19 protein-coding genes, 2 pseudogenes and 2 riboswitches are annotated in these 19,652 nt (G+C 59.6%); of the genes and pseudogenes, 16 read left to right on the top strand and 5 right to left on the bottom strand.

The features are described from left to right. Positions 1-177: 177 nt before the first annotated feature. Complete coding sequence (locus DQ405_RS18135) at positions 178-1,140, top strand: hypothetical protein (protein WP_168425480.1); 963 nt, start codon at positions 178-180, stop codon at positions 1,138-1,140. Positions 1,141-1,276: 136 nt separating this feature from the next. Continuing rightward, positions 1,277-2,128, top strand: a complete 852-nt coding sequence (locus DQ405_RS18130; protein ID WP_168425479.1) for an AraC family transcriptional regulator — start codon at positions 1,277-1,279, stop codon at positions 2,126-2,128. Positions 2,129-2,173: 45 nt separating this feature from the next. Here DQ405_RS18130 and DQ405_RS18125 read toward each other — a convergent pair whose 3' ends face one another. The 3 genes from DQ405_RS18125 to DQ405_RS18115 form a co-directional block, all read right to left on the bottom strand. After that, a complete protein-coding gene (locus DQ405_RS18125) occupies positions 2,174-2,758 on the bottom strand; it encodes a LysE family translocator (RefSeq protein ID WP_168425478.1) in 585 nt (194 codons plus the stop codon). Between the two features lie 86 nt (positions 2,759-2,844). Further along, positions 2,845-3,486 (bottom strand): DUF1109 domain-containing protein, encoded by a 642-nt coding sequence (locus DQ405_RS18120; protein ID WP_168425477.1) that lies wholly within the window; start codon positions 3,484-3,486, stop codon positions 2,845-2,847. Next, positions 3,483-4,049, bottom strand: coding sequence for a sigma-70 family RNA polymerase sigma factor (locus DQ405_RS18115; RefSeq protein WP_168425476.1), 567 nt, complete (start codon positions 4,047-4,049; stop codon positions 3,483-3,485). The genes DQ405_RS18120 and DQ405_RS18115 overlap by 4 nt, the downstream gene beginning before the upstream one ends. A gap of 222 nt (positions 4,050-4,271) precedes the next feature. Here DQ405_RS18115 and DQ405_RS18110 point away from each other — a divergent pair, with 222 nt between their 5' ends. From DQ405_RS18110 to DQ405_RS18060, 11 genes are all read left to right on the top strand, one after another. After that, entirely contained in the window at positions 4,272-4,544 is a 273-nt protein-coding gene (locus DQ405_RS18110; protein ID WP_168425475.1) for a BufA1 family periplasmic bufferin-type metallophore, read from the top strand. 15 nt (positions 4,545-4,559) lie between these two features. Further along, on the top strand, positions 4,560-5,402 hold the full coding sequence (gene bufB / locus DQ405_RS18105) for an MNIO family bufferin maturase (protein WP_168425474.1): 843 nt from the start codon (positions 4,560-4,562) through the stop codon (positions 5,400-5,402). Beyond that, entirely contained in the window at positions 5,399-6,190 is a 792-nt protein-coding gene (locus DQ405_RS18100; RefSeq protein WP_168425473.1) for an HvfC/BufC N-terminal domain-containing protein, read from the top strand. Before bufB ends, DQ405_RS18100 begins: the two co-directional genes overlap by 4 nt. Position 6,191: 1 nt before the next feature. Continuing rightward, complete coding sequence (locus tag DQ405_RS18095) at positions 6,192-6,665, top strand: DoxX family protein (RefSeq protein WP_168425472.1); 474 nt, start codon at positions 6,192-6,194, stop codon at positions 6,663-6,665. 123 nt (positions 6,666-6,788) lie between these two features. Beyond that, positions 6,789-7,460 (top strand): HAD family hydrolase, encoded by a 672-nt coding sequence (locus tag DQ405_RS18090; protein WP_168425471.1) that lies wholly within the window; start codon positions 6,789-6,791, stop codon positions 7,458-7,460. A gap of 101 nt (positions 7,461-7,561) precedes the next feature. Then, complete coding sequence (locus tag DQ405_RS18085) at positions 7,562-8,815, top strand: DUF2254 domain-containing protein (protein ID WP_168425470.1); 1,254 nt, start codon at positions 7,562-7,564, stop codon at positions 8,813-8,815. Positions 8,816-9,091: 276 nt separating this feature from the next. Next, the gene (locus tag DQ405_RS18080) at positions 9,092-10,498 is read left to right on the top strand and encodes a DegQ family serine endoprotease (protein WP_168425469.1); all 1,407 of its coding nucleotides are present in this window, start codon (positions 9,092-9,094) and stop codon (positions 10,496-10,498) included. A 141-nt stretch (positions 10,499-10,639) separates the two neighbouring features. Continuing rightward, positions 10,640-10,990 carry a hypothetical protein gene (locus tag DQ405_RS18075; RefSeq protein ID WP_168425468.1) on the top strand — a complete coding sequence of 117 codons (351 nt, stop codon included), beginning with the start codon at positions 10,640-10,642 and terminating at the stop codon, positions 10,988-10,990. A 349-nt stretch (positions 10,991-11,339) separates the two neighbouring features. Next, positions 11,340-12,398: a cache domain-containing protein gene (locus DQ405_RS18070; RefSeq protein ID WP_168425467.1), complete on the top strand. Its 1,059-nt coding sequence runs from the start codon at positions 11,340-11,342 to the stop codon at positions 12,396-12,398. After that, positions 12,341-14,368: a hybrid sensor histidine kinase/response regulator gene (locus DQ405_RS18065; protein ID WP_168425466.1), complete on the top strand. Its 2,028-nt coding sequence runs from the start codon at positions 12,341-12,343 to the stop codon at positions 14,366-14,368. Before DQ405_RS18070 ends, DQ405_RS18065 begins: the two co-directional genes overlap by 58 nt. 221 nt (positions 14,369-14,589) lie before the next feature. Next, positions 14,590-14,687: riboswitch (glycine riboswitch) on the top strand. 1 nt (position 14,688) lies between these two features. Further along, positions 14,689-14,797, top strand: a riboswitch (glycine riboswitch). Between the two features lie 51 nt (positions 14,798-14,848). Continuing rightward, on the top strand, positions 14,849-16,114 hold the full coding sequence (locus tag DQ405_RS18060; protein ID WP_168425465.1) for a D-amino acid dehydrogenase: 1,266 nt from the start codon (positions 14,849-14,851) through the stop codon (positions 16,112-16,114). A gap of 35 nt (positions 16,115-16,149) precedes the next feature. On the opposite strand, the pseudogene DQ405_RS18055 reads toward DQ405_RS18060, so the two are convergent. Beyond that, positions 16,150-16,317: pseudogene (locus DQ405_RS18055) on the bottom strand (FKBP-type peptidyl-prolyl cis-trans isomerase); the annotation flags it as partial. Between the two features lie 56 nt (positions 16,318-16,373). Between DQ405_RS18055 and DQ405_RS18050 the strand changes: the two are divergent. Next, positions 16,374-18,023, top strand: a complete 1,650-nt coding sequence (locus DQ405_RS18050; RefSeq protein ID WP_168425464.1) for a recombinase family protein — start codon at positions 16,374-16,376, stop codon at positions 18,021-18,023. 379 nt (positions 18,024-18,402) lie between these two features. On the opposite strand, the gene DQ405_RS18045 is transcribed toward DQ405_RS18050, so the two are convergent. After that, positions 18,403-18,972, bottom strand: coding sequence for a recombinase family protein (locus DQ405_RS18045; RefSeq protein WP_168425463.1), 570 nt, complete (start codon positions 18,970-18,972; stop codon positions 18,403-18,405). A gap of 264 nt (positions 18,973-19,236) precedes the next feature. Between DQ405_RS18045 and DQ405_RS18040 the strand changes: the two genes are divergently transcribed. Together DQ405_RS18040 and DQ405_RS18035 are read left to right on the top strand one after the other, a co-directional pair. Beyond that, the gene (locus tag DQ405_RS18040; RefSeq protein ID WP_168425462.1) at positions 19,237-19,422 is read left to right on the top strand and encodes a hypothetical protein; all 186 of its coding nucleotides are present in this window, start codon (positions 19,237-19,239) and stop codon (positions 19,420-19,422) included. 54 nt (positions 19,423-19,476) lie between these two features. Further along, positions 19,477-19,652, top strand: a pseudogene (locus tag DQ405_RS18035) (IS5/IS1182 family transposase); the annotation flags it as partial.

Here is a 19,652-nt window from a genome sequence, read left to right as displayed (position 1 = left end):
TCTTGTGCTGTGGGGCTTGGACAATAAAACAAACGAAGCTGCTGCGCAGTCTGCGTGAATGGCTGTCGGCAAAGGCAGACGGATACAGGATGAACTTGCACCGCACGCGCTGTCCCAATTCAGACGAACCCACCTGCGTCGCGCCTGCTGGCGCCATGTGCCAATCGAGACCGATCAATGAGTGACAAGAACTTCGACATCCGTCGGCTGGAGCGTTACGACAACAGCGCCAGCGAGTATCTGCTGGCGATTATCACCGACGAGGACCATGCCTCTCAGGTCGAGCTGAACGATGGTCGGGTCAGCTGGCAGTCGACGCTGCGCCATGATCGCCTCCATCGTAGGCTCGACCCGCAAACCGGGCGGCCAGGTTATCGCTTTGAAGACATCCCGGAAGCCCAGGGCGGCGAGTTCCGGCTGGTCAGCCTATTCGCCGAGGGCGGGCGGGGCGCCGAATTTTCCGAACTGGTAATGTTCGGTAAACGCCTGGTGACCTTCGATGATCGAACTGGGCTGGTCTGCGAAATTCGCGATCAACACAAGCTGGTGCCGCGGCAGATCCTCATGACCGGCAGCGGTGATGAAGCGTTCAAGGGCTTCAAGAGCGAATGGGCGACGCTCTGGGGGGATCAACTGATCGTTGGCAGTCATGGCAAGCGGCCGGCCGAAGAGTGGGTGAAGCTGATCGATCGCAACTACGGCGTGCGCAGTGTTGACTGGGCTGACCGCTACCAGCGCATTCGTGATGCATTGGGCATCGGGCCGGACGGTTACGTTATCCACGAGGCGGTTGAATGGCATCCGTACCGTCGCGAGTGGCTGTTCTTCCCGCGCAAAATCTCCTCCTCGCCGTTCGATCTGGCCGTTGACGAGTGCGAGCGGGGCGCCAACACCTTGATCATTGCCAACGAAGACTTCAGTGAAATCCGCACGCTGCAGGTCGGCGACTGCAACCCCGAGCGCGGCATTTCCTCATTCAAGATCCTGCCGGGGCATCCCGACGAATGCATCGGGCTCAAAAGCGTGGAAATCGGCGATCGCACCGAAAGCTATCTGTTCTGTTTCAACCTCGACGGTGAAGTGCTGCAAGACGATATTTTCATCGGTGATTACAAATGTGAAGGGTTGGAGATCCTCTGATGCCCGAGCACTAGAGATGCTTCGCTGCGCAGGCAAGGTCTTTCGCCGAGTGCCCAACCGAAACAGCGCAGACATACTCTGCAAGCTCATCGCGTTTTCGACTAGGCTGATCTCTTCCAGCGTGGCAGACCCGAACATGTACCCGACCCAGTCGAACCTCACACCACAACCGGCAGATGCGGGCTCCAGCTTCTGGCGGGACGCGGCGCTGCCTTTTATCGAATCCCGTACGGTGGTGGACGGGCGGCGCGTCTGTTACGCCAGGCACAGTCATGAAACCTTCTCCGTTGGCCTGATTGATAGCGGCTCCAGCACTTACATCAACGGCCGGCAGCAGTGCCGCATCGACGCCGGGACGCTGGTGCTGATGAATCCCGGCGATGTCCACGCCTGCAATCCGATCGAGAACCAGCCCTGGGCGTATCGCATGCTCTACCTCGACGCTGGCTGGCTTGCCGATCTGCAGGCTGAACTGGGCGTGGGTTGCAGCGGGTTTCGGAGGTTCTCACCGATACTGACGCGCGATCCGCTGCTGCAGGCAGGGTTCAGGCGCCTCCATACAGTGCTAACCGATGATCAGGCGGATCACTTACAAAAACACAGCACCGCGGTGGAGTTCTTCAGCGCCATGCACCGACGATTAGGAATGGAGACGGCAGCCTCAGTGAGCGATCCGAAGCTGAAGCGAGCAGCCGAGTTCATCGCCGACAACTACCAGCGCTCGCTAAAGCTGGATGAAATCTGCTCGACGGTGGGGGTGTCGCCATCCGCCCTGATCCGTTCATTCAAAAAGCACTACGGCATGACACCGCACGCCTATCTGACCAACCGTCGGGTGCAGTTCGCCCGCACCGAATTGCGCCGCGGCATGCCGATCGCGGAGGCGGCGCTGGCCGCCGGCTTCGCCGATCAGGCGCATCTGCAACGCGCCTTCAAGCAACTACTGGCGGCAACGCCCGGGCATTATCGCGGCCAACGTCGAGCCTGAAGAGAGCGACGCTGTCTTTCGATATGACGGTAGGGTCCGGGGCTGCTATGACAGCAACAGATAAGCTGCACAGCCGACCAGCAGCGCGGCCATGATCCGGTTGAACAATCGCAGCCGCGCCGCATTACCCAGATAATGCCGCAAGAAGCTGCCAGCATAGGCCCAGCAAGCCAGCGAGGCGTAGCAGATCACGAAATAGATCACCGCGAAGCGCCATACCGATGGCGCATCACCGGCGGTGGCGAACAGCCCCATGCCGGCCACCGAGGCGAGCCAGGCTTTCGGATTCAGCCACTGCATCATCGCCCCGTAGAGCATCGTCGGTTGCAGCGTTGCTCTGGTGCTAAGCCGGCCATCATCGCTCGCCAGCCGATAAGCCATGTACAGCAGAAATGCGACGCCGGCCAGACGGATGGATTCAGTCAACCAGGGCCAGCGACTCAGCACCTCGCTTAGCCCCAGACCGATCAGCAACAGCAGCACGGTAAAACCGATGGTGGCCCCGCTGACGTGGCGCATGGCGGCACGCAGGCCGAACTGAGCGCCGGCAGTGAGCGCAACGATGTTGACTGGGCCGGGCGAGATGGAAGAGGCCAGCGCAAAGGCGGCCATTGAGAGAAGCAAGGTCATCGAAACTCCTCGTTTCGCGCAGGATTACTGCGCGAAGATAGGAGCCGAGATGGCGCTGGTATTGAACGAAATGCGCGCTCGGGGTTTTACCAGCGCAGCAGACGCGGCCCCAGCGAGGCGCCGAGTGCGGTGGGGACCGCCATGCCCAGCACATACCAGACCGCCCAGAAGGCAACGCTCATCTCCGGGCAGTGCAGGCTGTAAGCGAGTGTCGCCATCGAGCCGGCCAGCAGGCCGCCCGCGGCCCCTGCCAGACGCAGCCGGGTGGGTGCCAGTCCGCGCATGGCCCAAAACACCGTGACGAACGCAGGTACCGAAAGCACGGCAATGTTGAGCGGGCAGACCTGCCAGGTCTCGCCAAACACCAGTACCCAGCGGCGCTCGGCGGATGCGCTGAGCAGCAGTCCCGCTGCCGCCAGCCATACGGCACCCACCGGCAAGCTGATTGCCGCCCAGCTGGCGCCGGCGCGCACGCCGGGCCGAGCCAGGCGCGTGCTCATCATCAGGGAGCCGCCAAGCAGGGTGGCCGGCAGCGCGACCTTGCCCCAGAACAACGGCGTGGTCGCCACTTCGGCGAGGTCCGGACGCACGCCGAAGAACGTCAGCAGCCCCAGCAGTGCGAGCAGCAGGCCAATCACGACCGCAAGGCTGAAGCGCCAGGCGACGATTCGGTTTCCCGTGGGGGGGACGTTGCTGGCGAGCATTGAAATCAGGTCATCGGTTTTCATCGGGCACCTCTAATCAGGGCGGCCAGCGCCTTCAGGCCGCGATGCACGCCAACTTTCACGGCGGAGACGGAGAGCCCCGTGAGTGCGGCTGCCTCGCTCACTGAGAGCCCCTGCACCTTGACGTAAAGTATCGGCAAACGCTGCTTGTCCGGTAATTGCTCCAGCAGCAGGGTCAGATCGCGCTGTGCCTGGTCGGCCAGGTGGTCTTCACCGGCGAGCAGCATCGCTTCGTCGTCTAGCGGATTGTTGAGCGCATCGCGCCGTGCATGGGCGCGGAAATAATCCATCAGCTTGTAGCGCGCGATGGCCTGTACCCAGACGGTGAGCGGTTGGTCGGAGCGATAGGTGTGACGCGCGTTGTGCACCGCCAGCAACGTTTCCTGCAGCAGGTCTTCGACGTCTGCTGTTTGCAACCGGCGCCGCAGAAAGCTGCGCAGATGCGCCCCGAGCAGCATGAGGAATTGCCGGTAAGCCGCCTCGTTGCCCTCTAGTCCCTGCAGCAGAAGTGCTTGCAGGCGGGCCTCGCGCTCTTTTAACGCTTTATGACTGGTAGTTCGTTGCATCGAGCGCTCTGGTTACAGAGGGAAGGAGTTTTCGCCGCGACAATTCAATTGCGTGTTACCAGCCGCCAGGCCGCCGCACGTCGCTACGGTAGAGCGGGCGAAAAATATCTCAAAGAAAATCTCCATCACTGTAACCGCGAGCGGTCGCCGCGCGAACTAACGATTGAGTGGCCATCAACAACTGTTGGCCGCATGTCGCGAATCGCATGGAGAACTACCAATATGAACAATCTCGCCCTTGCCGCCGCAGCTGTTGCCCTTGCATCCCTTGCCGCCGGAGCCACGGCTGCCGAAAAAACCGAAGGCGCCATGGAAAAATGCTATGGCGTCGCGCTTGCGGGCCAGAACGACTGTAAAGCCGGCGCCGGCACCAGTTGTGCTGGCACCTCGAAGACGGACTATCAGGGCAACGCCTGGAAGAACGTACCAGAGGGCACCTGCACCTCGATCGAGACGCCTAATGGCACTGGCTCGCTGACGCCGATCGACGCCTGATCGAGGACGCTGCCGATGGTCATGTCAGCTCACCTGGGGGCTGGTCTCAGCCTTAAGCCTGAGTACTACGAGGCGGCACAGGAATGTGGCGCCTGCGGAGTCTGGTTCGAGGTGCACCCGGAGAACTACATGGCTGACGGCGGCGCCCGTCTTGCCTGGCTGGAGGCAGTCGGAGAACGCCATTCGCTTTCGCTGCACGGCGTGTCGCTGTCGCTGGCAGCCGACTGCCCACCGGACAAGGCACATCTGCAGCGACTCAAAACGCTGGCTGAGCGGGTTCGGCCAGCCTTGATTTCAGAACACCTCGCTTGGTCCGCCTGGCGAGGGCAGTACCATCCCGATCTGTTGCCATTTCCACGCACCGATGCCGCGCTGACGCGGATCGTCGACAACGTTCAGCGCACCCAAGACCTGCTCGGGCGGCAGATCGCTGTGGAGAACCCCAGCCATTACCTGCGTATCGAGGGGCACGAGTGGGACGAAATCGACTTTCTTACCGAGCTGGTCCGGCGCAGTGGCTGCGGCTTGCTGTTGGACATCAACAACGTATTCGTCAGTGCACATAACCTCGATTTCGACGCGCTTACTTATGTCGATCAGTTCCCCGCTCAGGCCGTCATCGAGGTGCACCTGGCCGGGCACAGCCAGGATTGGCAGGGAGATTCCGGTCTGTTGATCGATTCCCACGATGCACCCATCACCGCTGCGGTATGGGCGTTGTACCAGCGTCTGATCGAGCGAATTGGTGCGAGGCCCACCTTGATCGAACGTGACGACCAGTTGCCGTCGTTCGCAGAGTTGCTGGACGAGCGCGACTGTGCACAGCGGTTGCTCGATCGGCAGAGGAGGGTGGGATGAGCGTATCGCTTGGAAGATTTCAAGACGCGTTCGTCGAGGCCTTGCAGGGTGTCGAGCCCGAGGGCTCCGAAGACGCGGAATGGATGCGCGCGTTGACCAAGCAGCCAGGCTTCGCGGTGTACCGCAATACGGTAATGAAAGGCTGTGTGGACGCGCTGCGAGCCAACTTTCCCACTGTCGAGCGACTGGTGGGCCCCCAGTGGTTCGCCGCGACCGCCGCACACTATGTCCGTAGATCGCCCCCGGTACTGGCGCAACTGATCGAATATGGCGTCGATTTCGCTGACTTCCTGCACACCTTCGAGCCGGCGCGCGAGTTGCCCTATCTCGCCGATGTGGCTCGGCTCGACCGTCTCTGGATCGAAGTGTTCTGTGCCGCCGAACAACCGCGTCTCACACTGAATGCGCTTGCCTCGCAGGCACCTGGCGGGCTGGCTGGAATGCGCCTGCGGCCTTGCGCGGCAGTGCGCTGGCAGTGGTTTCCACTGCCTGTATTCACCATCTGGAGCTGCAACCGTGAACGGACTGATTTGCCTCAGCCACTCGTCTGGCAGGGCGAAGGGGCGCTGGTGTGCCGTCTGGATGGATGCGTTGGCTGGCAGACGCTGAGCGTTGGCGGCCGCACCTTTCTCGACGCCTGCGCAGCGGGGCATACGCTGGATGAAGCCTCGACGTTGGCTCTGCGGGCCCAGCCCGAACTGGACTTCACCGACCTGCTGGCACGCCTGTTCGCGGCCGGCGTATTTGTCGCTGAGTACGGCGACCCGATGAGCAATGGAGACCGCTGATATGGATGCGCTACGCAAAACTTCAGCCAGCCCGGGATCGCGGCTGTTGCAACACTGGAACCGAGTCGCCGGCTGGCTGCAGGCCGTTATCGGTGATTCTGCGCTGAGCCTGGTGGCGCGCCTGGCGATCGCAGCAGTGTTCTTCAATTCCGGTCGGACCAAAGTCAGCGGTGTGCTCACGATCAAGCCAGGCACGTACGGCCTGTTCGAGACCGAATACGCCGTGCCGCTGCTGTCACCTCAACTGGCGGCGCATCTTGCTACCTATGCCGAGCACCTGTTTCCGCTATTGTTGGTGTTGGGCCTGCTGGCGCGACTGTCGGCACTGGCACTGCTGGGGATGACACTGGTGATCCAGATATTCGTCTATCCGGATGCCTGGCCCACCCATCTGACCTGGATCGGCTTGATGTTGATCGTGATCGGCCGCGGCGCGGGTTGGTGGTCAGTTGATCGGCTGCTGGGGATTCGCTGAGCCGCCCTAATGATTGGGTCACCAAAGAGGCGGTAAAACTCGACGGGCTTGTTGCAGTCCAAGGCCTGTCTCCGCTTCTGGAGGCGTCGCGCCATTGCCGCGCATTCACCACCAGGAGATCCGATGGCCACTATCGACCTGCTGATCAGCGATTGCGATGGCGTTATCGTCGACAGCGAAATCATCAGCCACCGTGTGCTGTTCGAGGCGCTGAGCCTGTATGTGCCAGCCGACCGATTAAGTAGCGCATTGGAGGGTACCTTCGGCCTGACGGTGCCGAGCATCATCGACCTCATCGAAAAACGCTTCGACCTGACGATGCCATCGACTTTCGATGCAGACCTGCGTCGGCAAAGCGAAAAAGTGGTTGCCGAGGAGGTCCAGGCGATCCCAGGCGTACGGGAGGCGCTGTATGCCATCGATCTGCCTCTGGCGGTAGCGTCCAACAGCCGTCTGCACAATGTCGAATCATCGCTACGCCGCGCGGGTCTGACCGAGCGGGTCGCGGGCAACATCTTCTGTGCTGACATGGTGCCTTCTCCCAAACCGGCTCCGGATGTTTATTTGTTGGCTGCCGAACGCATGGGTGTGGCGCCCGGGCATTGTCTGGTGGTGGAAGATAGCCCGACCGGCGTACTGGCCGCGCGCACCGCCGGGATGCAGGTGATCGGCTTCACCGGCGCCAGCCATATTCCGGCCGGCCACGATCAGGCGTTGCGTGAACTGGGCGTTTCGGCAGTGATCGATGACATGCGCGACCTGCCGGCTATGGTTGCGCGCTTTCTGGAAGGCTGAACGATCGGCCTTCCGACTGGGAAGGCAACAAACTGCTCGCCTTGCGCAACGGTCCTGGCCTGGCCTTGTCTGTAATGAAACGGACAGATGGCGGATAACAGATGGTCGAACGTTGGAAGTGGTTTCTCATCCGCATCAGCAAGCGGCCCTGGTTCAGGGCCAGCCTGTTTTCGGTTCTGGGCGTCGCGACCGCGCTGCTGGCTTTGGCGGTAGCGCCCTATATCCCTGACGACGTTCCGACCAAGATCGGTTCGGATGCGGTCGACAACATCCTTGGCGTGCTGGCCTCGAGCATGCTCGCGGTGACGACGTTTTCGTTGAGCATCATGGTCGCGGCCTATGGTTCAGCGACCAGTAACGTAACCCCGCGTGCCATTTCGCTATTGGTGGAAGACCCCACGACGCAGAATACGTTGTCGACCTTTATCGGTTCGTTCATTTTCAGCCTGGTCGGCATCATCGCGTTGAGCACGGGGCTTTATGGTGCGGAAGGTCGCGTCGTATTGTTTGCGGCGACCATCGCCGTGGTCATCCTGGTGGTTTATGCCCTCTTGCGTTGGATCGACCAGCTGTCAGGGCTGGGCAGGGTCGCGGAAACCACGGCGAGGGTCGAGCGCGCCGCTACCCGAGCGCTGTGCCAACGAATGAAGCAGCCCTATCTTGGCGGCTGTCCGCTTGAAGTAGACCCTCGAGCGCTGCCGGGTGCGCGTGCGCTATATGCCGACAAGGTTGGCTTCGTGCAACACATCGACATGCCTGCGCTGGGCGGGCTGACCCAGTCGGAGCAGCATTCGATCTACATCTGCGTACTGCCTGGCATTTTTGTGGAACCGACCCAGCCGATCGCCTGGTCGATAGGCATCGATGAGCAGTGTGACGACACGCTGCGCGATGCTTTTGTCATCGGCGCGCAGCGAACCTTCGACCGTGACCCGCGCTTCGGCATAACCGTAATGGCTGAAATCGCATCCCGGGCATTGTCACCGGCGATCAACGACCAGGGCACAGCCATCGATGTCATCGGTCGCGGTGTACGCGTGCTGTCGCACCTGTCCCGACCTTCACCGCCTGAAGAGCCTGAGTTCGATCGGGTATTCGCACCAGGGCTCAGCGTGGCGGACATGCTGAATGACTTCTTCACGCCTATTGCCCGCGACGGCGCGGCAGTGGTGGAAGTGGGTATGGGGCTGCAGCAGGCGCTGGCTTCGCTGGCACGGCTTGGCGACGCATCGATCTCGGTTGCCGCGCGCCGACAGGCCGAGCTGGCGCTCAAACGAGCTGAAACAGCGTTGACGCTGCCCGAAGACCATCAGCGCGTGCGGCGAGCTGCGATAGATGCAGGCTTTGCGGGATAAGTGCGCTAGCCACTGTAAGCCCGATGGAGCGGCTGACAACGCGAGACAAAACTTACTTTCCCTTTACGTCCGCTTCACACGAAGCTGACCATCATGGGAGTAAAGTCCGGTTCAGGCTGACGGAACAGCCGGCTCCATTGGGTGGGCTTGCCGCGGCGGGCTGTCGTATCGTCAAACGGCCGTGCAAACGCGGCGGCCCGCTGCTTTTTTGACCTAGACTTTCGCATCCCGCCAGAGTGGGTCGGTCTTAAATATTTCGTGGGGAGACCAGTCACCATGATCCTTCATAAGAATTTCCTTGCTGTCGTGGCAGGCGTCGCGTTGTTCGGGCAGGCGGTCGTCGCTCAGGCAGAACTTCCGGATTTCACACCGCTGGTCGAGGATGCCTCGCCGGCGGTGGTCAATATCAGCACCAAGCAGAGTAAACCCGTCCGCGGTGGGCCAGCGCAAATGCCTGACCTCGAAGGTATACCGCCGATGTTCCGGGAGTTCTTCGAGCGTGGGCTGCCGCAGCAGCCTGACCGTCGTCGCGAGGCTCAATCGCTGGGTTCCGGTTTCATCATTTCGGAGGATGGCTACATCCTGACCAACAACCACGTAGTCGCCGATGCCGATGAAATCATGGTGCGTCTGCCGGACCGCAGCGAACTGCAAGCCAAGCTGGTGGGCGCCGACCCACGCAGTGACGTCGCTCTACTCAAGATCGATGGTGATGATCTGCCAATCGTGAAGATCGGCAACTCCGAGGAGCTAAAGGCGGGCGAGTGGGTCGTCGCCATCGGCTCACCGTTCGGCTTCGACCACACGGTGACGGCGGGTGTGGTCAGCGCGACCGGTCGCAGCCTGCCGAACGAAAGCTATGTGCCCTTCATTCAGACCGATGTAGCGATCAATCCGGGCAACTCCGGTGGCCCGCTGTTCAATCTGGAAGGTGAGGTGGTCGGCATCAACTCGCAAATTTTCACTCGATCAGGCGGCTTCATGGGCTTGTCGTTCGCCATTCCGATCGACGTCGCGATGGATGTCGCCAATCAACTGCGTGAGGACGGGAAGGTAAGCCGCGGCTGGCTCGGGGTGGTCATTCAGGAAGTGAACAAGGACCTTGCCGAGTCGTTCGGTCTCGAACGTCCTGCCGGTGCGCTCGTTGCGCAGGTAATGGACGGAGGGCCAGCAGCCAAGGGCGGCCTGAAGGTCGGTGATGTGATTCTGAGCCTGAATGACAAATCCATCGATATGTCGGGTGATCTGCCCCATCTGGTTGGCGCGATGAAGCCGGGCAGCACTGCCAAGCTTGAGGTAGTTCGTGACGGCGACCGCAAGACGCTGAGCATCGATATCGGCGCGCTGCCCGAGGACGGTGATCTCCTGGCTTCTGGCGGTGGTGCAGGTGGCAGCACGCATAGCGACAATCGACTGGGCGTCGCCGTGGCCGAGCTGAGCGAGGCACAACGCCAGGCGCTCGAAATCGGCGGCGGCGTGGTCATCAGGGAAATCAGCCAGGGGCCCGCGGCGATGATCGGCTTGCGCCCGGGTGACGTCATTACCCATCTCAATAATCAAGCCATTGATTCGGTGGAGACCTTCAGTCAGGTGGTCAAAGCCTTGCCGAACAACCGCTCCGTGTCGATGCGTGTGCTACGTGAAGGGCGGGCGAGCTTCATCACGTTCAAGCTGCCGAAGTAATCCCTGGCACGATCGGAGAAGGCCCGCTTAGAGCGGGCCTTTTTTCGTCCGGCGACGTTGGGTGCAAGCTGCGTGCGCCTGCGCGAACTCGACTGGCGGGCAGCGGCTCCATATGGGGTGAACATGTATCTGGAGGCTTCGATGAAAATCTTTTTGACGCTGGGATTGCTGATACTGCCGGGCCTGACCGCGGCCGCTCCGCTGGAGCTCGAACGTGAACTGAACGATCTCCACCTCGATGTGGAGGTCAGTGAGCTGAACACCGACACGCAAGCGGGCATCGAATCCGGGCGGGTGCAGGTGATGATCACCAATCACGAGCGCTTCAAGGTAGCGTGCCAACTGCATCCGGGGGCGACCGAGGCATCCCCCGGCCTGGACAGCACTCCCATCACCGTCATCGCGCCGGAGGGACGCCGCGCGCTCACGATGAGTGGCGAGTACGGTGACTCGACGTTGAATGCGTTGCTGAGGTGTATCCGCGACGAGTGATCGACACGTGAGTTTAATAGGCCGTCTATGGTCGATTTGCTGTTTTGAATGGTCTATCGAATATCCCTCGAGCCCCGGTGACAAAGGTTGACGAGGCGGACCGGCCAAGTGAAACGACGCCAAAGTAGGGCATCGTCGTTTCACTGGAATCGCTTAAGCTAAAGTGCCCGCCCAGAGTTGCATCCGTTTTTGAATGTCGGTGGGTTTGAGCCACTGCCGACGCCCTCATCCGGCCGGGCATCAGAGGTAAAGCCAATTGAGTCACGCAAGTGGAGCGAAGCCGGCCCGGTCGGTACCGTTGCGCAGTCGTCTGCTGACCATCGCGCTTGCTGGGATCCTACCGCTGGCCGTGGTGGCCGGTCTGGGTCTGATATCGATCGTCAGCGAACAAAAGCAGATGGCGCAGCAACGCAGCCTCGAAGCAACACGCCTTGCCGCTACGGCAGTTGAAATCGAACTTGTGCGGTCACTGAACGTGCTGCAGGCGCTGTCGCAGTCACCGTTGCTTGGAGAGGGAGCGCTCGACAGCTTTTCCGACATGGTCCAGCGCGTGTTGCCAACGGTCCCCGCCTGGCATTCGCTGCTGATCATCACGCCGGAGGGTGAGGTCATCCGGCGGATTTCCTTGGATGCCCCGCCTGAATCCAATGCGATAGCGGAGCCGGAAAGCTTCGCCGAAGTGATGCGCACGGGCGAACCGCAGGTAGGCAACATGGGATTCGGGCCTGGCGACATATGGGGTATCCCGTTGCGTGTACCTGTGCATGTTGGCACCGAGATTCGCTATGTTCTTACGGCCGTGCTCAAGCCCACGGCCGTCGGCAACGTCATCAGTAATCGCCGGCTACCAGAGGGGTGGGTGACCACGGTGCTGGATGCCAATGGTTTGCGCATTACCAGAACCCACCGTGATATCGAGACGCGGGGGCAGCCGGCTTCTCCGTCCCTGGTGGAAATACTGAAGGAGAACAAGGCGGACCAGGGCATTCGTATGTCGACGACCGTGGAGGGTACGCCGGTCTTCACTGCGTTCGTGCGGTTGACTCCTTCGAGGTGGGTCGTGGCGACCGGGGTACCCACTAGCGAAGTTCAGGCCGGTGCTATCAGGGCCTTCACGTTGTATGGCGGGGGGCTGCTGCTGTCACTGCTGTTGGCGGTTGCCGCGGCACTGTTCGCCACTCGACGAATCAACGTGCCGATGCGTCAGTTGCGCCGCGCGCGCAGGCAATCGGCCAAGGCCAATCGGTGCACCAAACGCCGGACAGCGAAATTGAAGAAATCCGCGAGGTCGGTCGGGCTCTGGCCGCCGCCGCGCAGGCGCGCAAGGCTAGCGAAGCTGAGCGTGACAGTATGCTGTCACGGCTGGAGCTGGCCCAGCAGGACCTCACCGAGCAGGTCAGCGATCTGAAATCGCTTCAGGCACTCGGCAACCGACTGCTTCAGTTGCCGACGCTGGACACGCAGCTGCAGGCTATCGTCGAGGTGCTTTGTGAACTTCACGGTGCGGAACACGGCCTGCTAACTCTCAGAGAGGAGACGTCCACGCTACGCATTCATGCCTCTGAAGGCTTCTCACGCTCATCGCTTGATCAACTGAACAAACTGCCTTCGGGGGCGAGCGTGGATGCCACGGCCATTCTCGAAGGTCGCCGGGTTATGGTCGAAGACACCGAAGCGGATCCGCGGTTTGCCGGGCTGCTTCCGATAGCTCGTACCGAGGGCTTCCGGTCGTTACATGCAACGCCGATCAGACACAGCGATGACAGGGTGCTAGGGACCTTGTCCGTTCAGCTCCGTGAGCCGCGTCTCCCTACCGAGCGCGAGGTACGCCTGGCGGATCTTGCGGCGGGGCTCGCGGCCGTTTTCATCGACCGCGCGCGAGCCCAGACCAAGGCCGGCATGTTCGAGCAGCGTCTGCGGGTCGCCCTAGAGTCATCCACGGTGCCATTCAGCATTCTGTCTACGCTGCACGATGCGAGAGGCGAGGTGGAGGACTTCCTGCTGGCGTTCATCAACCCAACGGGAGCCGCCGCCTTGCGCGGAACGGTGGCGGATCTGACCGGACGCCGCCTCACCGAAGTACTGGGGCCGAACGCCAATGCGCAGGCCCTGGAGACACTAGTGGCAGTGGCTACACATCAGCAGCCGCGCGATCTGGAGTTGCGTAGCACGGCGTTCGGTGGTGACCGCTGGGTGCGCCTGGTTGCCACCCCGTACGAGCAGAGCATCGCCGTCTGGTTTGCCGACGTGACCGAATCAAAGCACCAGGAGCAGGCGATCCTGGAAGCTGATCGGCGTAAGGACGAGTTCCTCGCCACCTTGGCACATGAGCTGCGTAACCCACTGGCACCCATACGCCTGGCGGCTGGTCTCGTCGGTTCGCCGACTGCCTCCGAAGCGCAGAAGCAGCGTAGCCAACAGATCATCGAGCGGCAGGTCCGGCACATGGCGTTGCTGCTGGATGACCTGTTCGATATTTCTCGTATCACCCTCGGCAAGCTGGCGCTGCGCAAGGAGTCGCTGGATCTTGGCACGGTGGTTGAGGCAGCGGTCGAGACTGTTCGGGCCAAGATCGAAGCGAAACAGCACGAGCTCATCTTGAATTTGCCTGAAGCGCCGATCCAGGTGGAAGCGGACCCTCTGCGATTGGAGCAAATTCTCGTCAATCTGCTGAACAATGCCGCCAAGTTCACTCCCCCTGGCGGGCGGATTCAGGTTAGCGCCGCATTGGTGGATGGGACCGCAACGGTATCGGTTATCGACAATGGATTGGGCATCGCACGCGAACACCTCAAGCTGATCTTTGAACGCTTTGCCCAGGTGCCCATGAGCCGGACGCAGGTCAACACCGGTTTGGGGATTGGCCTGGCGCTGGCGAAGGGCCTGGCAAACCTTCATGGCGGTGACATTCGCGTTAGCAGTGCTGGGTTGGAGCAGGGGGCGGAGTTCAGGCTGAGCCTGCCAGCGCTCGCGGTGCAATCAACCGACACACAACAGACAGAGCAAGGCAGGGCTACCATCAACATGCGGCGCGTCCTGGTTGCCGACGACAACCGGGACATCGCAGAGACCATGGCTGAAGTCCTTCGGTTGGAAGGACATGAAGTGCATCTGGCTTTTGATGGCAACGAGGCGTTCGAACGCTATCAGCAGCTCAAGCCGGAAGTGGTACTGCTGGACATTGGCATGCCCGGCCTACGGGGCGATGAGGTCGCGCGGATGATTCGTTCGCAGCCCTCGGATTTCCGCGTTCGGCTGATCGCCATTACCGGTTGGGGGCAGCCGAGTGACAAGGAGAATGCACTGGAGGCCGGATTCGACGTGCATATGACCAAGCCCGTCGATATTGCCCGGTTGATCGCTATTGTGGGATCGTAAAGAAGTATCCCCCAGCCTGCTTGATCGGACCGCTGTGATCGTTTCGGGGCCGTAGGAGCGAGATGCACCACGCTCCGTGGCGAGCGTTTCCGGTCGCTTGTTGCTCCGGGTGGATCGCTCTTCGGTTGGCCGCAAAAAGCGAGTGCCATAACGGGATTTTTCTGGCACCTTTGCAACCTAAGTGGCAGTCGCCAGGCGTCGTTGATCGTGCTGGTGCACATGGTGTGGTATCGGGAGAGACTGTAGCGGCATCGCCGCCTGCAGCGCCGAAGGAGCAACCGCCCCGGAAACTCTCAGGCAAAAGGACCGATACCACAGCTTTAGACTCTGAAGAGCCGCCGGGCCGTCGTCGCCCGCCGCACCGAAGGAGCAAGTGGGTGCCGCTATGGCTGCTCATGAAACTCTCAGGTCCAGAACAGAGGGGGCGTCTGATCCGCCTATTGCGGACGGGCTCTAACCCTGACGTTCTGGAGCTTCAAGATGAAAACGATCGCTGTCATTGGTGGCGGTATCACCGGCATCACTACCGCTTACGCGCTGGCCAAACGCGGATTTGCCGTCACTCTGTTTGAAAAGCACCGCTATGCCGCGATGGAAACTTCCTTCGCCAACGGCGGCCAGCTCTCCGCGTCGAATGCCGAGGTCTGGAACCACTGGTCGACCATCATCAAGGGTCTCAAGTGGATGCTCAAGAGCGATGCGCCTCTCTTGGTCAACCCTAAGCCGAGTTGGCATAAGCTGTCCTGGTTCGCCGAGTTCATCGGCTCCATTCCGCAGTACCGTCGCAACACCATCGAAACCGCACGTCTGGCTATTGCCGCCCGCGAGCATCTGTTCGCCTGGGCCGAGGAAGAGGGCATCGCCTTCGATCTGAAGAAGGTCGGCATCTTGCACATCTACCGCGACAAGGCTGGTTTTGACCATGCAGGTAAGGTCTCGACTCTACTAGCCCAAGGTGGCCTGCCGCGCCGAAGCGTGACACCGGACGAGATGCGTGCCATCGAACCGACGCTGGCAGGGCAATATTACGGCGGCTATTACACCGAATGCGATTCCACCGGCGACATCCACTTGTTCACCAACGGCCTCGCGGCGGCGGCCGTTCGTCTGGGTGTCGAATGCCGTTACGGGCAGGAGGTGAAAGGCGTGACGACCAATGGCCGACAGGCCTCCGTTATCCTCGGCACGCCGGGTGGCGAAGAAACCCTGGAGTTCGACGGTATGGTGATCTGCGCCGGAACGGCCAGCCGGGCGTTGGCTGCTCAGTTGGGCGATCGCGTGAACATCTACCCGGTAAAAGGCTATTCGATCACTGTCAACCTCAATGATGAGGCCAGCCGCGCCGCCGCGCCGACCGTCAGCCTGCTGGACGATGAAACCAAGCTCGTCACCAGTCGTCTCGGCGATCACCGTCTGCGCGTCGCCGGTACGGCCGAGTTCAATGGCTACAACCGTGACATCCGCGCCGATCGAATCCGTCCGCTGGTGGACTGGGTCGCCGAGTGCTTTCCCGGCGTCAGCACCCAAAGCGTCGTGCCTTGGGCCGGCTTGCGCCCGATGATGCCGAACATGATGCCGAAGGTTGGCCGCGGCAGCTCTGCGTGCGTGTTCTACAACACTGGCCACGGGCACCTCGGCTGGACCCTGAGCGCCATCACCGCAGATATGATCGGCGATGTGGTGGGTCAATCGCTGGGCTCGCCACAGGTCGTCCAAGCCGCCACTCAGCAGACCGCCCTGGCTTGATAGGCCACAACGACCGCGGGGAAGCCGCGGTCGCTTCAGTCATCCCGCGTCAGCACTTCCAGCAGCTCGATTTCGAACAGCAGGTTCGAGTTCGGTGTGATGTGTTCGCCGATCTGGCGTTCGCTATAGGCGAGGTGGGCGGGGACGAAGAGCTTGCGCTTGCCACCAACCTTCATGCCCATCAGACCGATGTCCCAGCTTCGACATTAGTGAACACGCGGGTAACATGCGGTTTCTCAACAATCCTAGGCCGCATGGCATGGCTAAGCAGGCGATCCCGTACATCAGATTCAGCAGCGTCAAACAAACTGAAGGGAACAGCTACCAGAGGCAGAAAGAGGCTGTAGACAAGTGGTGTGCCCAGCACTCGGAGTACACGCGGTCGAACCTTGTCTTTGAGGACCTCGGGCGCTCTGGTTTTTCGACAAAAGCCAGCAAGAAAGCATCGGGTATGTTCAAAATTCGTGAGGCAATCGAAGCTGGGCTTATCAAAGCTGGGGATGCGATCCTGATAGAAGCATTTGATAGAGCGACTCGACAGCAAGCTCTCGATGCTTTTGAACTGATCACGCCGATTTTGAAAGCTGGCGTATCCATTATCACGCTGGACGATAGAGTCGAATACACGCGAGAAAGCCTAAACGGCAGTCAGGCGTTCTTGTTGGTCGCCAAGATTCAGGCGGCACATGGGTATTCGAAAATACTCTCAGAGCGGGTAAGACAGTCGTACGAAATACGTCGAGAAAAGGCTAGGGGTGGGGAAATAGTAAAACGTTTCACCCCCGTTTGGCTGGACGCAAATGGAACTGTTGTCCGAGATGTCGCAGATCAGATCAGTCTGGTTTTCGATTGGTATATTGCTGGTATGGGCAAGCATACGATAGCCGCAAGGATCAGAAGCTCAGGAGTCGAAAAGCTAGCCAAATGCTCAGGGCCAACAGTTCAGGGATGGCTAACCAACGCTGCTGCGATAGGAGCATGGGCCAACAAAGATTCAACTGAAGACTCCATTCCGAACGTGTACCCCGCGATCATTGAGGCAGAGAAGTTTTACCTAGTGCAGCGGCTGCTGAACGAACGTGCAACAGTCAGGGGAAGGACCAGCAAGCATTTTCTAGTCGGGCTGGTTAAGTGCGCTCACTGCGACAAATCGATGGTTATGCATAGAGCTCAGGGTAGGCCCATCGCAATGCGGTGCCTTACTCACCATCGACTTAAAGTAGCAGGTTGTCCTAATAGTAAGTCGATTCCCATCAATGTCATTAGGTATGTCCAAGTACTGACATCGAATCTCGCTTTCAAGCGTGCGCTCGCCAAGCAAACCTTAACAGCCTCTGAAAAAAGGAGGCTCACTGTAGAGTCAGAAATTGACAAAGTGACGAGAGAAATCGGCAAGCTGGTCACGCTAGCGCTAGCTGTGGAACTTACGGAGGTAGAAGAAAGGCTGATCGAACTCAAACAGCAGCGCAAAGGGCTGGAATCTGAGTTGAAGGCCATAGAAGGTGGAGATAAGGTTTTCAGCGACTCAATCAAAGTTCTCCGAGATGAGAGCTCGTTGCTAGATTCCGACCCAATTGTACTGAATGCCCTGCTTAAAGATGCAGGGTATGCGATCCGTTGTAATGTGGAGGGACATATCACTAACACGGAGAACACTCATGAATGGGATTACCTTGGTGTTAAGCGGAAGCCAAGAAGCAACAGCACTGAAGCATACCGGCTTAGGGAATGCCTAGGGTTGAACGTCCTGCTTATCAACCCTGATGTCTCAGTCGAAACACTACCAATTAATTTTGAGACAGTAGCGCTAGAGGTAGACATCCGATATCAACGCTATGCAAATCTTGTGATTGGCCAGGAAGGCGAGGAGGAAGAGCACCTTGACCCGCCATATGTGAATTGGCAGTGAACACGCTGCTGTGATGCTCTGCCGCAAGTGGTGGGATGCTTACCTATCCATCTGATCGCTGTAACGCTGCGTCGGAGAGCACGGCACCAGACCGAAATTACGCCCGAGGCTTGCTTAAGCGTCTAGGGAATCGGTAGGACAAGTATCTACAAAATCCCAGCCCGCCGCCGAAATTAACTTGCTATTAGATGGAATGCTTGGGTTCAGCGGGAATAAATATCAGAGAGTTCTACTTGAGGTGTTTGACAGAATGCAGAGGCCTTCACCCCGAACCGCCGAAAAATCCAAGTATCCAAGGACCTTTGAGCGGCCTGCAAGCTGTTAAAGATACAAGTCTAAGCTCACCTTGTACAGGAAGCGGCTAGCATCGGGTAAGGCATCAGGCTGCTACGTTCCACAGGCGTTTGATGGTTGAAAGACTGACTTCCAGCTTTTCGGCTACTTCACTCTGGGTTAGGTCAAGAGCTTTCAGCGCTTGCACTTGTGCTGCGCTCGTGGCGGACGGACGGCCTAGAATTTTACCCTCGGATTTCGCACGCTGTAGGCCGGCCTGAGTACGCTCGATTAGCAAGTCACGCTCGAACTCAGCAACCGAGGCGATTACGCTCATTGTCATCTTACCAGCTGGGGAGGTGAGGTCTACGCCACCAAGTGCAAGGCAGTGAATGCGGATGCCTTTGCTATCAAGCAGCTCGACTGTAGAGCGGACATCCATAGCGTTACGGCCTAAACGGTCGAGCTTCGTCACAACCAGCACGTCTGTGGCTTCCATGCGATCCAACAGCATATTGAATCCTTTACGCTCAGCAGCAGGCATAGAGCCAGACACCTGTTCTTCGATAATCCGCTGATGCTGAATATCGAAGCCTGCTGCTCTAACTTCATGCACTTGATTTTCTGTGGTCTGCCCTACTGTGGAAACACGTGCGTAGAGAAATGTCCGGCTCATGAAGGTCACCAATGGTGTCTTAATCGTAGGCTCATAATGACAGATGGGGTCAGAATGGCAAAGCCTATTTTATGACACCAATCGTTAACCCGTTTTGCTAGGTGTCACAAACGGTGGTATTTGGTCGCAAATCTGACGCGTCCCCAATAGACATCGCTGAGTCAACGAAAGCGAGCTAGGCGCTCGGTACTCGTCTTGCATTTGCTCCGCTGATGTGACCCAATCTGGGCCAGACGAGATCACGCTTTAAGGAGGCGGTAGCGCATGGACAAAAAAACAGCGGGTTCTTGGTTGATTCATCACAGCAGCAAGCTGCAAGGCGTGAATAATCCGCTCAGCTTCGAAAAAACACTTGTTGCAGGAAAGGCGGGCATTCTCCTATCGGCCATTTCAGCCGACACCGAACGAACAATTTCTACCGAGAAGGTGAACGCTTTAGGGATGGTCTGAAAAAGACTTCCCGAATCTGGTGAAATACGCCGATCCCGTTGCCCGAGTTTCCCGATGAAGCAAATGACCTTCGCCGACGCCGAGTACGCCGGCAAGCGCAAGCAGACCCGCAAAGAGTTGTTCCTGATCGAGATGGATCAGGTGGTGCCGTGGAAGGGTTTGATTGCCCTGATCGAGCCGCACTACCCCAAGGGTGAAGGTGGTCGTCCGGCGTATCAGCTGATGGCGAT

The sequence above is a fragment of the Pseudomonas sp. SST3 genome (assembly GCF_003325755.1).
Note: the sequence above shows the minus strand (reverse complement) of the source record. Positions and strands in the feature narration are given on the sequence as shown.